Source organism: Paenibacillus sp. OV219 (genome assembly GCF_900110075.1).
Lineage (GTDB): Bacteria > Bacillota > Bacilli > Paenibacillales > Paenibacillaceae > Paenibacillus_Z.
The window spans coordinates 1-15,014 of sequence record NZ_FOCJ01000022.1 but is presented as its reverse complement, the minus strand read 5'-3'; the positions used below and the strand labels follow the sequence as shown (position 1 = coordinate 15,014).

Sequence of the window (15,014 nt, the reverse complement as noted above, 5' to 3'; positions counted from 1 at the left end):
AGGAATACAGCCAAACCAATTAGTCCATATCCATACTGTTCGAGCCATGTCGTCCAATCCCACACGGATACCCCTCCTCTTCCTGTAGTTTTAACTCAAAATAATCAGTTCATCCGGTTTACTGCATCCGCGTTTCGCACAGCCTTGCCCTGCATCCATTCGTAAATAATCGGAATCACGACAAAGCTGTTGAGCGTGGACGTGATCATGCCGCCAATGACCACAATACCAAGCACTTGCGAAATGACGGTATCCGAGCTATGCGATAACGCCAGCGGGATTAAAGTCAGAACGGTCGTGCCCGCAGTCATGAATATCGGACGAACCCTGGAAAGGCTGCCTTGCATAACGGCATCTCGAAGTCCCATGCCTTCTTTGCGATTTCGTTCGATTTTATCGATCAGGACGATTCCGTTCGTTACCACGATTCCCGTAAGCATCAATACGCCGATGAATGCGGCGAGATTCCATTGGCCATGAATGGCGTACAAGGCGAGTACGACACCTGACAAAGCAAGCGGAATGCTGATCAATACAGCTAGCGGCGCTTTCCAACCTTTGAAAACAAAGCTGGTTATGAGCAACACAAGCAGAATGGAAATGATGACTGCGATCGTAATTTCAATGATCATTTGCGTCACTTGTTGGGTAATGCCGCCAAGTGAATAGGTGACTCCGTTCGGGAGCTTCATGTCTTTCAAGGACTGAGTGACTTCTTTTGACACTTTGCTCATGTCGCTTGAGGTGATCTGAACTTGCACGACGGAGAAAGGTTGACCATCGCGTTCTTGAATAGAAGACACCGCGTCGCTTTTCTGAATCGAAACGAATTGGTCCACACGATAATTCTGCCCGTTACTTCCGGTTACACTCTCGGCTGCCATCGAAGCCAATACTTGTTCGGGCGTATACACGGGTATTGTATGATCGGTCACAACGCCTTTCTTAACAGCATCGATATACACGTCGACGGGAATCGTGCCTGCGGACGTTGAAATGTCAAAGTCTTTCGCTTTGGACATGTAACGTGCCAACAATTTATTGATGTCGTCAGGTTTTATTCCAGCCTGCAACGCCTTATCTTTATCAATCGTGAACGCATATTTAGGTATCCCGTTCGTCAGATCCGTTTTCCCTGTAACGCTCAGACCTTGAATGGTAACCAGCTTCGTGCGAACTTGCTGAGCCGTGTTTTCCAGCGTAGTTTGATCGGCGCCGGTTAACATGATATTGATCGTGGAATCATCGCCAGCGATGTTCTGATTCGTTACCGTAATCGCAGCGTTATTGGCCACTTGATTCAAATCGGCCTGCAAAGCCGGAATGACAGCCGTGACATCCTTTTTGTTTTTCAACTGAATGGACAGATTCGCCACGTTCGGCTGTTGAATGAACCCTCCGCCTTGGTCAAAGACGTCGTCTGCCGTTGGCGTAAAGGTCGATCCGAACGTAGAGGAATAGGAAGCGATCTTAGCATTGTTATGCAAGACGCTCTCCACAGTCTTGACTTCTTTGTCGACTTCGGACAATGGCGTTCCTTTCGGAAGTTCCACTTTGACGGCGACCTGGCCACTTGCCGTACTTGGCAGCAGGCTGAACGGCAGCTGCGATGCGAATATACCAGCGGCAATGAACAGAAGCAGCGAGATGCTGATCACAGTTTTCTTATGCTTCAACGCGGATTGAAGAAGCGGCTTCATGAGCGGTTCGAGCGTGACTGCTTCCGACTTGGGTTCTTTCCAGCCCATAAATGCGAACGCAGGTATCACTAGCATCGCGACAAGGAATGAAACTCCTAGTGCGATAACAACGGACCAAGCAAAGCCAGAATAAGACGCGCCGATAATGCCGCCGACTAATGCAATCGGTACATATACGGCTACCGTGGTTGCGGTAGAAGCGAAGATGGCCGGAAGCATCTCGACCACCGAAGAAGACAATACGCTCAACACCGGCTTGTCTTTGTTTTCTTGAACGCGTCTATACATGTTGTCCAAAATCACGATCGCATCGTCGACGATTCGTCCCATGGCGACAATAAGTCCGGATACGGTCAAGATGTTCAGTGTAACCCCCATTGATTTCAAGATCGCTGTCGTAGCAAGCAGCGAAATAGGGAGTGTAATTGCAATCAATAGTGTAGAGCGTACATTTCTAAAGAAGAACAATACGCAGAGCATGGAGAACAGGCAGCCCAATAAGCCTTCACGAACCAGACCCATTAACGAACCGTTCAGATCTTGCGCACGGTCGGTTTGAAGCGTCATGGCGACATCGCCGCTTTGAACGACCGAAATGCCAGCTACGCGTTCTTTCACATGTTTTGCTACATCCGTGATTGTTGCCGTTGGTGTCTTGATTACATTGATCATCACGCTTGCTTTGCCATTCGTTCTTGAGACGGTTTTCACATCGGTTAAGGATTGAGATACCGAAGCAACGGCCGACAATGGGATGCTGTTGCCGTCTTTGTTCTTTATCGAAAGATTGTTCAGCTGCTGTTCCGTGAGATCCCATCCTTCTACTCGAATCGGGAACGAAGCTTTAACATTGGCAATGCTTCCTTGCAGGCTTGGCACATCTGCAGTAATAGATTTATTGAAATCGTCCAACGTCAAGTTATTCGCCACGAGATCTTTCATTCGCAGGACGACGACATAGCCTCGGTTTGCTCCGCCGACGGTTTGGACATCTGACACGCCGGGTACGGACTTCAATTGCTTGACGATGTCTGTTTGCAATTTGGATTGCAGCGTTAAATCGTCTACTTTGTTATTATTGGCCGTTAGGCTGTAACTCAAGATTGGGAATGTGCTTGATGTTAATCGGGTTACTGCAGGTTTGTTGACCCCATCAGGCAATACCGCATCATTTAATGCTTGTTTAAGCGCGTTTTCCGCTTTGTTCATATCGTAATCCATGGGGTAGTAAATATTCATCAAGACCCCGCCATCGTACGAGGTTGTCTCAAGGTTGGTTATTCCATTGGTCTTGCGTATTGCATCCTCGAGTGGTGCCGTAATATCTTTCTTTACTTGATCTGCTTGGTAAGAAGAAGCACGTAAAGACACCATTAAGGTGGTGTTATTGATGCCCGGCAGGTAGTCCCTCTGCATTTGTAAGGCCGAGACTGCCCCCCATCCTAATATGAGTACAACGCAAACTAAAATAATGGTCGATCTTTGCATCACTGATTCGATAATCCGTTTCATGATTGAAGTCTCCTCTCCTGTCTATATAGGGAAAGACTTCGTTTTGGGCTCGATTGTTCATCGTTACAAAAAATAAAATTTGGGAATACTAACTTGAGTTGCCTGGCAGCCATATATAGATTTAGTTTATTTAAGGGAGTTCTGAATTACGAATGAAACGTCTTCAAGAAGTGCTGCACCGCACTAAGATCGGCCAAGTATTCACGGTTCTTCACCGTTATAAGCTCCTGCAGATCCTGATCCCGGCAGCGGTGATTGCGTTTATTTACTGGGAAGGTAAAAACGAATTCCAACGAATGGATTGGACAGGTACTCTTCACACGCTTCACCATATGAAGCCGGCGACCGTGCTCTATCTATTCGGGACTGCACTGATCGCGGTTGCTGCGGTTAGTGTTTATGACTTTGTGCTTCGGCGTCATTTCAAAATCCCCATCAGCCTCTGGGATACATTCTGTTATGCGTGGGTCGCAAATACGTCGAATAGCGTAATCGGTTTCTCCGGAATCGCAGGCGCGGCTTTCCGGACCTTCTTCTACCGGAAGCGCAAGATTCCGATGCAGACGATTACGGCTTCGATCGCTTTCCTCTCCACTATTACGATTACCGGCCTCTCCATACTCTCATGGGCAGGTATTTTCGGTATTTTACCGATACATACGATAGTAAATGTCCACCCTTGGATGTTAATTGCGGTATGGGCAACCGCTTTGTATTTGCCTGGATACGTATTTCTGCAGCGTACCTCGTTCTATGCAAAATGGCTGAATCGCAATCTACCGCGGATGAAAGGATCTACAATCGCGGCCTCGATCGGCGCGTCCTTACTGGAGTGGGTCTGCGCAGGTATCTGCTTCTGGCTCATCGGCACCTGCCTGCTCCCCGGACTTACGCTGGCAGATGCTCTTGGGATCTATACAGTGTCGGCGATTACTGGACTGCTCACGATGGCTCCGGGGGGGATAGGCGGCTTCGACCTGACGGCACTGCTGGGGCTGCAACAACTGGGTTACCCTGCTGACAAGACAACTGCCGTCCTCGTTCTGTTCCGTTTGCTGTATTATTTGTTTCCCTGGTTGATCGGTCTTGTTATCGCCGCATCTGACGTCGCCATGGTTCGCGACAAAACGATAGATCCGGATGACGAGAATTTCGAGAACGGCTTGAATAGCTGGCAAAGAATTTGGCATTTGCCGAACCAGTTCAAATTGGTCGGAGAACTCGGCGTATGGTCGCTTGGTAAACTAGTCTTCGCAAGCGGATTCGTGCTGCTGCTCTCTGCAGCTCTGCCCGGCCTGTTATATCGGTTGCATATTTCAGATGAGCTGTTATCCGCACCGTTAATGAAATTGTCTCATCACTTTAGCGTCATCATCGGCCTCTTTCTGATCGTACTTTCCTGGGGGATCTCTCATCGGGTAAAACGTGCGTACCAATTGACGCTCTTCCTTCTGTGTGCAGGTGCCGTATTTACATTCAGCAAGGCATTTGATATTGAAGAAGCCTTATTCTTGCTTATTGTAGCCTTGTTACTTTGGATATCTCGGGATCGGTTTTACAGAATATCCGCAAGTTTCAGTAGGGATAGGGCAGCTATGTGGGGGGGACTTACGCTTGTACTCGGCTATGTCTACGATCTCATTGTAACGGGAATCCACCCTGCTCTGCTGAATCCTTCGACTTCGGAAGCTAAATTAACATGGATAATTAACCCAAAGCTGAACGGACTTGTAGCGATCACCGGAATTGTGTTCACATGGTTATTACTTGCGCTCATCCTGCTGCTTCGGCCAAGTCGCATGGTGAAACAGGGAACCTCAGTAGAAGAACAAGAGAAATTGCGTTTATTCCTGGAACACGAACAAGGCAACTTATTGACGCACGTATTATTTGCCGGCGACAAGAACTTCTTCTGGGCGAGCAACGAACGCGTCTTGATTCCTTATTCCATGATTAGAAATAAACTCGTCGTCCTCGGCGACCCCATTGGACCGAAAGAAAGGATTAGTGAAGCCATCCAGGAATGTCAGCGTTTTGCGGATCTGTATGATTTATCGGTTGTCTTTTATCAGGTTTCTCCGAGTTATCTTCCGATTTATCATGAAAACGGATATCGTTTCTTCAAATTGGGTGAGGAGGCATTGGTTCCATTAGATTCATTTACCTTAAGCGGAAAACGAATGACCAACTTACGAACCGTCAAAAACAGATTTGACCGTGAAGGATTCCATTTCGAAGTGTCAAAGCCGCCCCACGACAATCAATTACTGGAGAAGCTCCGCCCTATCTCACAGAAATGGCTACATGGAAAAAAAGAGAAAAGCTTTTCGCTTGGTTGGTTCGACAAGTCCTACTTGCAGCTATCTCCAATAGCTCGCTTGATCGATCCCGAAGGTGAGATTATCGCTTTCGCAACGCTGGCACCTAGCTATGACGATGGCAGAAGTATATCTGTCGACCTCATGCGGCATCTTCCGAATACGCCGAACGGAACGATGGATCAGTTATTCGTCTGTCTGTTGGAGTGGGCTAAAACTGAGGGGTATGAAACCTTTAATTTGGGTATGGCTCCGCTCTCAAGCGTTGGTCAAGCTCAGGCGGCCATACGGGAAGAAAAGCTTGCTCATTTTGTCTTTAAGCATGGTGGTTATTGGTATGGATTTAAAGGACTTCGGAAATACAAAGAAAAATTCTATCCGGACTGGGAGCCGCGTTATCTTGCGTATCCGCGCTCTGTATCGTTGCCGATACTATTGTTGGAGCTGGTTCGGCTCATTGCACGCCGGCCCAAAAAAGGCCGCACGCGACCGGCTGAGTAAAAGTCCGCTAATTCAGCGGGCTTTTTGTTATTCCCTAAAGGGAAATCGGGTTGTAATGACTCTTGCTGCAAGCAACACGTTGAAATCATATTGAAGAAATCTCCCTCCTCGGCTAAAGATATGTCAAATCAGGAATTATCAAAAGTTATGATGACGCAAAGGCTTATTCACTTTGGCAGCTTGTTATTTATTTTTTGAAATTAGGATCTATTGGATTTGGTGGCCCCGTAGCTTTAGTAGGATACATGTATCGTGATTTGGTCGAGAAACGCAACTGGATATCCGATTCAGATTACAAGGACGGGCTTGCTCTAGCTCAGCTTGCCCCAGGTCCGCTGGCTGCACAACTAGGTTTTTATCTGGGTTATGTCCAATATGGAATTATCGGCTCAACCATGGTCGGTTTAGCTTTTGTTTTGCCTTCTTTTGTGATGGTTGTTTTACTCGGGTGGGCTTATACTTTATATGGCGGTTTGACGTGGATGCAGGCAGTATTTTATGCAGTGGGTTCCAGCGTCATAGGTATTGTATCGTTTAGTGCATTTAAGTTAACCAAGAAAACGAATGGTAACGATCGATGGCTTTGGGCAATCTTTGTTTTCGTGGCCGCTTATACAGTTTGGACCGAATCTGAGGCGGTTTTTATGTTTCTAGGGGCCGGCATCTTGTATTGGGTTGTGAAATCACGTCCAAAATGGATGAATAACGGACACATCGCATCTGCTGGATTTGTTGAGCCTGTTCGACAAGCGGTTGAAGCTGCAACTGTAACCAGCAAACCGGCTTCATTATGGACGATCGCGCTATTCTTTGCAAAAGCCGGAGCATTCGTATTTGGCAGCGGTCTTGCCATCGTCCCCTTCCTATTCTCGGGTGTTGTGAAAGAACATCACTGGCTGACGGATCAGCAATTCCTGGATGCTGTCGCAGTGGCCATGATTACGCCTGGCCCCGTCGTCATCACAACAGGTTTCATCGGCTATTTGGTTTCCGGGTTTTCAGGAGCTTCTGTTGCGGCGGCAGCTACCTTTTTACCAGCTTTTTTACTGACGATCATTCCTGCGCCCTTATTCAAGAAATACGGCAAAAGGCCTGGTATTGCAACGTTTGTGACCGGCGTTACGGCAGCGGCAACAGGTGCAATCACGGGAGCAGTTATCGTGCTGGGCAAGCGATCCATTATCGATATTCCTACGCTGCTATTCTCCGTCGTGACATTGCTTTTGCTATGGAAAGTAAAAAAAGTTTCCGAACACATTATCGTGATCGGCGCCGCCGTTTTGGGTTTGATCGTTTATCCGATCGTCCATTAATAAATCGAGGTGTAAGATGAAGACCTGGATTCTCCTAACGTACAAGATCCCGCCTAAGCCTTCGGCTAACAGAGTATACATCTGGCGGAAATTAAAGAAGTTTGGAGCCGTGCTCGTACATGATTCAATTTGGGTACTCCCTTCAAGGAAAAAGAGCAAAGAACATTTTCAATGGCTGGCAGCCGAGATTTCTGAAATGAACGGTGATGCTATGGTGTGGGAAGCCGATTCTGCTCTTATTGGACAAGAACAGTCGCTAATAGATCAGTTTCGACAGCAAGTGGAAGAGGAATATAAATGCATTCTTGAATCCTTGCAGCAACTAAATGCCGATCTGCACGCAGAAGCACGAAAGTACCAGCATACGCTGCAAAAAGACTATTTTGAATCTGCGTTAGGTTTGCAGGTTCGAGATTTGTTTCTGAAACTACGCGGGAGGCCGGATTAATGAAATGGACCACATGGGAAAATGTAGGCGTAGACAGAATTGCATGCGCTTGGCTTATTAAACGGTTTATTGATACGGAAGCTGAATTCACCTTCATTCCAAGCGGGTCATCTCAAATCCCTGCAAACGAGGAACCGTTCGATATTCCTGGCGTACGATACAGCCACCACCGAGGGCATTGTAGTTTCCACACTATTGTGAAAGAGTTCCAACTCAAAGATCCGGTCCTGCATCATATTGCCCGAATTGTTGACGAGGCAGATACTCTTCAGGAAATTACATTGGAACCGATCGCTGCTGGACTAGATGCCATTTGTTCGGGGATAAGACTTACAAGTAAGGATGACCATGAAGCATTGAACCGAGGATTTGAAATTTATCAGGCTTTATATTCCTTTTTGGAACGTCCTTAGTTCCCTCTCTACTACTGCTCCGAATCAGCAGCAATTTTCGTGGATGCCGCTCTCCAAAGTTGGAGCTCTTTTGGCCGGAATAGGATAGCGTTCGAGGTGCAAGCGAATCGGAATGCCATACAAGAAGACTGCACCGACGAACAGGACAGCCTTCTTACCTCGGTTATTTAACCGTTAGGCTTACTCTTTTGTGTTAGATCGTGTAACATGTGATTTTCCTCCACGCCGAGCTTCCGAGCCATCCAAGCGGTTGTACTCGCCTGGAGTAAAATGGTCAGCATAATCGCCATGAAAGTAACCGATGCGATTACATCTGAATGAGCGACACCCATTCCAGTAAGCATGCCCGATAACGCTGCCGGTATTACCCCAGTCTCTCGTACCCAAACCATGAATAACATTTCACGCAGTGACCATAGTGATTTTCGGTCTGGAATGGCTGAAGCAAAAACGGTCGCAGGTCGTGCAATAAGCATTAACGTAAGAACGACTAGTAGGCTTTGCCACCAATAATTGACAAGCAGATTGAAATCGACTTGACTGCCAAGCAGTACGAAGATAAGCATTCGCATAATAACGGTGATATTATCGGAGAAATGGATCATTTCCTGATTTTTTTCTTTCATATGAAGGCCAAAATCCGAAGAATTACCCCATATAAGCCCTGAAACGAATGTTGCCATAAAACCACTGACATGAATTAAATCTCCGATAAGATAGGCGCTTAGTGCAGTAACCATCATAGCAATCGTTGTGTAATCCCGAAAAATACCTATACTCGCATGCGCAACCAAAAAGCTGATGATAAATCCGACTATCAATCCAAGTACGATACCTCCTACAGCTGTACGAGCAAAATCCCAGGTAATCGTACCGACTTTAAGTACAGTTTCACCCGTAGCGGCTGCAAGCAATGCAAAAGTGACAATCGAGCCGGTCGCATCGTTGAACGCTGACTCGCTTTCGACCGTTTCACGAACACGCTCCCGAATCCTCACTTGCCGAAAGACCGGTATGATTGAAGCAGGATCCGTTGAGGCAATTACGGCAGCAGCTAGCAATGCGTATAACCAATCGATGCCAAATAGCAAGTGTATCGCTGCACCTGCGATAGCTACAGTGATCAGAACTCCTGGAACACTCAGTAAAGCAACCGTCCAGCCTACCTTCTTCAGGCCTTGCAGCTTAATATTGCGACCGCCGTCAAACAAGATAATCGTTGACCCCGCGACAAGTATCAGCTGATTGGTAATCGAATTACTGGATTCGTTAATCCAGTGAAGTCCTTGTCCAAGCAGCATACCTGCCCCAATAAACAACACAACATCCGGCAATTTGATCCTGTAAGCGATAACCCCTGCGATCATACCGGCAGCCACGATCAAAAGGATCAAAAAAAACAAGTGATGAATCAACTCTGTTGTATTGGATTCCATGCGTCAGCGGACGACCTCTTTTTCGAATTCTTCGATTTGTCCATTTGTTCCAATGACCACAATGACATCTTTCTCTGACAGCACATCCGTTGCGGATGGCGCAATTACGATGCCTTTAGACTTATTGATCGCTACGACGCTGCATCCATATTTGGCGCGCAGATTGATTTCGCGTAGCGATTTACCGCTTAAGCGTTTAGGAACAGCCATTTCGGCAATGGTATAGTCCTCTGACAGTTCGATATAATCAAGGAGGTTCGGCGATACCAGTTGATTCGCGATTCGAACCCCCATATCACGCTCCGGATAAACGACCTGGTCAACTCCTACTTTCTTCAGCACACGCCCATGCAGTTCTGTTAAAGCCTTGGCTACGACTTTTTTGATTCCGATGTCTTTTAGCAAAATCGCGCTCATAATGCTGGCCTGAATATCATCGCCTATCGCAACGATACCGCAATCAAGGTTGCGAACGCCGAGGGATCGCAGCATTTCTTCGTCCGTACAGTCCCCCACGACTGCTTGGGTCAATACTTGGCTCATGTCTTGAACGGCCTCATCATCCTTATCTATACCAAGCACTTCGTAACCTAGCGTTATGAGCTGTTTCGCCAGACTTGAGCCAAATCGTCCCAATCCGACGACTACGAACTGTTCTTTCTTCATCTAATATCTCCTCCCTAACCGATTGTAATTTTACCTTCCGGATAGCGATATAATTCCTTTTCAGTACGCGGTCCTAGCGCGTATGCTAAAGTCAGCGGACCAAGCCGTCCCGCAAACATCGTCAGACAAATGAATACTTTTCCGATCGTTGTCAGCTGAGGCGTTAGTCCGAGTGAAAGTCCAACCGTTCCGAAAGCCGATGTCGTCTCGAACAAAATCATGATGAAAGGATGATCCTCTGTCGTCGCAAGCAGCATCGTAACGACAATGACAAGCGCCAATGAAAGCATCGTAATCGTCAACGCTTTAAAGATCCGCTCACGGGCCAACCGCATCTTAAACATGACGATATCGTCTTTTCCCCGGATCATAGCTGCTACCGCACCAATCAACGTTGCAAATGTCGTCGTCTTTATTCCGCCGCCTGTCGATCCCGGAGAAGCTCCGATAAACATCAGCAAAATGATGAAAAACTGAGTGGCTTGGCGCAGTGCTGCCAAATCAATCGTATTCGGACCTGCTGTTCGCGGCGCTATTGACTGGAAGAGAGAAGCCATTATTTTTCCTGGCCAGCTTAATTCACCCAGTGTTTTCATGTTTGTATATTCAAGTATGAAAATAACTATCGTCCCTATCGCGAGCAGAATTCCCGTCATGGACAAAACGACTTTGGAATGAAGGGAAAGCCTCTTATGTATGCGGTAGTCCATTATGTCAGACATTACGATAAACCCGATTCCTCCGAGAATAATCAGCAGATTTGTCACAAGATTAACGATCGGATCGTTTACGTAGCCCATAAAACTGACGAAAGGAACCCCAAAAGAGCCGAAAAGGTCAAAGCCCGCATTATTGAACATCGAAATAGCATGCCATGCTCCGAAGTATATCGCCTTTCCAAGCGGCATTTCGAACGACCATCGAATTGCAAACAGTGTCGCTCCCGCTAACTCAATCGATATTGAATACAATAGTACTTTGCGAATCAGCCTGACGATGCCTTCGATGTTCGTTTGATTCAACGCTTCCTGGAGAATTAGCCTTTCCTTAAGCGAAATCCTTTTACGAAGTAAGATTGCAATTAAGGTCGACATTGTCATGAATCCAAGCCCGCCAACTTGAATCAGACAGATAATGATAATCTGTCCCGCTAAAGACCAATGGCTGCCGCTGTCTACCGTTACAAGTCCCGTCACGCAAGTCGCTGATGTGGCCGTGAAAACGGCATCGATAAAAGGAGTCGTCGATCCTTCGATGGATGAAAATGGCAGAGCTAGTAAAAAGCCCCCAAGTAAGATGATCAGTGCAAAGCCGAATGCCAATACGCGTGGAGGCGGCCAGTGGGATACTCGGAAAAATGATAACATGCCTATCGACACCTCTTTCTAAGGAATTAACAGTCTCATTGGATTGGTGGTGTAACCTTTTCCTGCAAACAGTATGATTCCCCTATATAAAATAGAAATACGTTACAATCATATAGGTATGTGTATGGTTCACTGCCCGTATTTTCCGCGGGCTACATTAGGCAATAAAATATGATTCAAGCACGGTCTCTGTTATGATCACGAGGTCGATTTCTCGCACAAAGCCTTTCCTAATTTCTCCCCTAAGATTTGCATGCTTTTCGTCGGTATATTGTAACTCGTTCCAATTCCATAAATCTTCATATCGCCACACTTTAACAGCAAACTTTCGTCTCTACGATGTGCATCGAACTGCACTCTTTGGTAAGGGGTTAATGTTGAATGGTGATTTTGTTCCCCCTCACCGGTATGTTTTGCGCGTTGTTCCGCATCATGTCCATGACGAGTTGAATCTTTTACAACTAAGCCGTTTATTGCTAGTCTTTTTATCCGGGGCATCATCCATTTATACTTCCACAAGCCATCATGTTGACTTGGTACCAAAATAATGTTTTAAATTCAATAGCTCTCGTTCTACATTGTCTTATCTTCATCTTTTTAAAGATGCCCTTCCAGGTCGATTCATATATCTATTGGATTATTAAGTGTTTTGGTTCGCAAACTTACTCTTAACTTATAAGGTGGAGTCAATTGGCTCTCAAAAATTGTGATTGGAATTTCTAGTTGTGAGATCTGCTTCTTTTCAGAAAGTGATAACGATTCTTTATACTGTAGATACTTGGATGACTTCAACCAGTTGTAAAAGCCTGGCAGATAATAGTTGGCTGCTGTGCTCGAAATGACCCATTGAAGTATTTTATTAATTTCTTGTTCTCGAATGGACCAAATATCTTGTAGGAATAACTTTTGAATACTGTTATAAAGTTTATATAATTGTTCTCTGTACGAATGTCCGATCACTGAAAAAAAATTCTGTTGGGCGAAATTGTTGATTAACATTAATTAAAGTGTGATACTTTAATTCACTTCCAAATAAACTCAATTTCCACATGTTATATGCCCATATTTATGTGCATGGCTCTTCGGAAAACAGACATTTTTTTCCGTGCATTGTATATGGTCATTGCACACCTGAATTAATGAAATAATGTTCTTTTCACCAGACATTTCATGCCTCACTGCTTCCTTAATGCCTTCTAGACCATCTATGTGTCTAGCTGGTTTTAGTCAACCGACGCGACCAAGTTTTAATACTGTGGCAATGTCTTAAGAATTGTGTCGTTAGAGTACAATGTCCCTACATTTGTGCTTTTTACTACGACATAAGAATTGCGACATAAAAATAAAAAAGCTTGATTTCTCAAGCTTTTGTTCAACCATTAATGTCCCTTGTTTTGTGTCCTTGGACACTAGCCTGGCCGTTACTTCAACGAAAAAGCAGATCACTGTTGTGATCTGCTCTGTACGAACTTTGAAACTATTGATGATCGACGGCTATCGCGTATTTCTCGGCAATCTTCATTAAATATTGCTCGATGTAATCATAATCTCCAACCTTGTTACTGGAAATGAAGACTGTTTCCTCCCAGCCTCTGACGTGAAGCTTGATAACCTTTACCTCAACGGTCCTGAGTAGTCTTCTCACCGGCTCCTTCACCACTTCCAGCCGCTCAAGCTTGCTGTATTCTATCTTTTTGGGGGAAATATCCTTTTCCAGTTTCAGCACCATTTCGCCCGCTTCCAAGTTGACATCCACTGCTTTCAGCAATTCGATCAACCTCCTGATTTGAATAGAAATGGTTAATCACGGCTTAGGTAATTGTATTCATCCAGTTGCTAATATATGTGCTTCCAGCCCTAATCTACTGTTTCATCTGTGGTTACCCCTTGTTCTCACTGCAGCTTGATGATGTAATCTATTTAACTCTCGTACCCGTTAGTTCAGAGATGTTGGTTTACCCAGTATTGCCTTGATTAAGCTTCACATTTAAACTCCCATTTAAGGTCTCATTTATAATTTATTCCATTTAAACAATCTCTTTATTGTATTATTAAATGTACTTTCAATTTCCTTAGCATATTTAATAACATAGATAAAGAAAGTCATCTCCAACAGATCACTTATTACTTTTTGATATCCGCCATTCTTATAAACATAAAATTCTCTCCTAGAATAAATTAGAAAAAAAGAAATAACCACAATGATTACACAGATTACACAGATTAAACGGATTGTTTTTAGATGATTTTTATTCTTAATTGTTTTGTCGAAAAGCCATAATGATGCGGTCAAAAATATTAGCGGAGAAAGAAATAAAATATTTTCAATATGCTTATGAAAGTAATTTGTCATTCTGCTTCTCCAATCTTTAAAGTCCTTACAAAATCACATTTTTAGAATCAATAATATTTCACATACATATGAATATTTACTGCTATCGCGTCCGTTAAACGACTTTAAACAACTAAGATTTTAGTAGCACAATATGGATAATCCATTTGCTTCTTTATGTTATCTACTTCGCTTTGACTTATGAATAGGCCGATAAGATATAAGCCCAAATCTATGGATGTTGCGACACCACCAGCTGTTATGACTTTTCCATCATGGACAATCCTTGAATGGGCAACTTCTCCCGCATATGGCTCTAATAGTTCGTATGTAAACGGGTGCGTTGTAGCTTTCGCATTTTGCAAATAACCTGCTGCCCCGAGTAACAATGACCCTGTGCATACGGAGACAATGTATCGAGCATTTAAAGCTCCTTTTAGCCAAATAACAAATTCCTGATTAAACCGCAATTGCCTTGTTCCCAGACCTCCAGGAACAAATACGATATCATATACTGATAAGTCGGGTTTTATTTTGTTCATTTTGATTGTCATGCCTAACTCATCCGTAACTTCTTCCTGCATACCACAAATATCCCAAGTAACATCCTTTGTACCTTCAAAATATTTTAATCGTGTTATTACATCGTAAAATCCTACGAAATCCAAAAAAGTAACTCCATTGAACAAAATAAATGCAATTTTCAACTCAATGCCCTCCTTTTTCATGATGCGCAGATATGATATAAACACACAGAGGTAAGGGTTAAAAACCCTTACCTCTGCCCAGGCGTACGGCATATCCAATATGTGCTTCCTCGTGGTAATCCACGTTACGCCAGTCACATATACCTTATATATTTACTTAATTATCTTCGCAGAATCTAACTTAATCAAGGGTTTTATTCCGTTATACTCCCTCTATGGAGAATCGCTTTTCTCTTAAATGCTCTCGTTTTCTTAGATTTTGACCAAGTGTTCTTCTTCACAGATAACATCCAGATGGAAC

10 protein-coding genes and 1 riboswitch are annotated in these 15,014 nt (G+C 44.7%); of the genes, 4 read left to right on the top strand and 6 right to left on the bottom strand.

The window, feature by feature from the left end; genetic code table 11:
* Positions 1 to 104: 104 nt before the first annotated feature.
* A complete protein-coding gene (locus BMY11_RS27960; RefSeq protein WP_090583696.1) occupies positions 105 to 3,212 on the bottom strand; it encodes an efflux RND transporter permease subunit in 3,108 nt (1,035 codons plus the stop codon).
* Positions 3,213 to 3,364: 152 nt separating this feature from the next.
* Between BMY11_RS27960 and mprF the strand changes: the two genes are divergently transcribed.
* The 4 genes from mprF (at position 3,365) to BMY11_RS27940 (ending at position 8,205) form a co-directional block, all read left to right on the top strand.
* Positions 3,365 to 6,031 carry a bifunctional lysylphosphatidylglycerol flippase/synthetase MprF gene (gene mprF / locus BMY11_RS27955; RefSeq protein WP_090583693.1) on the top strand — a complete coding sequence of 889 codons (2,667 nt, stop codon included), beginning with the start codon at positions 3,365 to 3,367 and terminating at the stop codon, positions 6,029 to 6,031.
* A 194-nt stretch (positions 6,032 to 6,225) separates the two neighbouring features.
* Complete coding sequence (locus BMY11_RS27950; RefSeq protein WP_371262960.1) at positions 6,226 to 7,344, top strand: chromate transporter; 1,119 nt, start codon at positions 6,226 to 6,228, stop codon at positions 7,342 to 7,344.
* A 16-nt stretch (positions 7,345 to 7,360) separates the two neighbouring features.
* Positions 7,361 to 7,792 carry a Chromate resistance protein ChrB gene (locus tag BMY11_RS27945; RefSeq protein WP_090583689.1) on the top strand — a complete coding sequence of 144 codons (432 nt, stop codon included), beginning with the start codon at positions 7,361 to 7,363 and terminating at the stop codon, positions 7,790 to 7,792.
* Positions 7,792 to 8,205, top strand: a complete 414-nt coding sequence (locus tag BMY11_RS27940) for a chromate resistance protein ChrB domain-containing protein (protein ID WP_090583687.1) — start codon at positions 7,792 to 7,794, stop codon at positions 8,203 to 8,205. Before BMY11_RS27945 ends, BMY11_RS27940 begins: the two co-directional genes overlap by 1 nt.
* Positions 8,206 to 8,372: 167 nt before the next feature.
* Here BMY11_RS27940 and BMY11_RS27935 read toward each other — a convergent pair whose 3' ends face one another.
* The 5 genes from BMY11_RS27935 to BMY11_RS27900 form a co-directional block, all read right to left on the bottom strand.
* Positions 8,373 to 9,641: a cation:proton antiporter gene (locus BMY11_RS27935; RefSeq protein WP_090583685.1), complete on the bottom strand. Its 1,269-nt coding sequence runs from the start codon at positions 9,639 to 9,641 to the stop codon at positions 8,373 to 8,375.
* Positions 9,642 to 9,644: 3 nt separating this feature from the next.
* Positions 9,645 to 10,307: a potassium channel family protein gene (locus BMY11_RS27930; protein WP_090583683.1), complete on the bottom strand. Its 663-nt coding sequence runs from the start codon at positions 10,305 to 10,307 to the stop codon at positions 9,645 to 9,647.
* 14 nt (positions 10,308 to 10,321) lie between these two features.
* Positions 10,322 to 11,674 (bottom strand): TrkH family potassium uptake protein, encoded by a 1,353-nt coding sequence (locus BMY11_RS27925; RefSeq protein WP_090583680.1) that lies wholly within the window; start codon positions 11,672 to 11,674, stop codon positions 10,322 to 10,324.
* 1,477 nt (positions 11,675 to 13,151) lie between these two features.
* The gene (locus BMY11_RS27910; RefSeq protein ID WP_090583674.1) at positions 13,152 to 13,442 is read right to left on the bottom strand and encodes a hypothetical protein; all 291 of its coding nucleotides are present in this window, start codon (positions 13,440 to 13,442) and stop codon (positions 13,152 to 13,154) included.
* 689 nt (positions 13,443 to 14,131) lie between these two features.
* On the bottom strand, positions 14,132 to 14,713 hold the full coding sequence (locus BMY11_RS27900) for a DJ-1/PfpI family protein (protein ID WP_090583698.1): 582 nt from the start codon (positions 14,711 to 14,713) through the stop codon (positions 14,132 to 14,134).
* A 69-nt stretch (positions 14,714 to 14,782) separates the two neighbouring features.
* Positions 14,783 to 14,861: riboswitch (ZMP/ZTP riboswitch) on the bottom strand.
* Positions 14,862 to 15,014 lie beyond the last annotated feature (153 nt).

Coding starts and splice junctions, on each gene's coding strand:
- mprF (WP_090583693.1), top strand. CDS start 3,365: ATGAAACGTCTTCAAGAAGTGCTGCACCGCACTAAGATCGGCCAAGTA.
- BMY11_RS27930 (WP_090583683.1), bottom strand. CDS start 10,307: ATGAAGAAAGAACAGTTCGTAGTCGTCGGATTGGGACGATTTGGCTCA.
- BMY11_RS27940 (WP_090583687.1), top strand. CDS start 7,792: ATGAAATGGACCACATGGGAAAATGTAGGCGTAGACAGAATTGCATGC.
- BMY11_RS27945 (WP_090583689.1), top strand. CDS start 7,361: ATGAAGACCTGGATTCTCCTAACGTACAAGATCCCGCCTAAGCCTTCG.
- BMY11_RS27925 (WP_090583680.1), bottom strand. CDS start 11,674: ATGTTATCATTTTTCCGAGTATCCCACTGGCCGCCTCCACGCGTATTG.
- BMY11_RS27960 (WP_090583696.1), bottom strand. CDS start 3,212: ATGAAACGGATTATCGAATCAGTGATGCAAAGATCGACCATTATTTTA.
- BMY11_RS27935 (WP_090583685.1), bottom strand. CDS start 9,641: ATGGAATCCAATACAACAGAGTTGATTCATCACTTGTTTTTTTTGATC.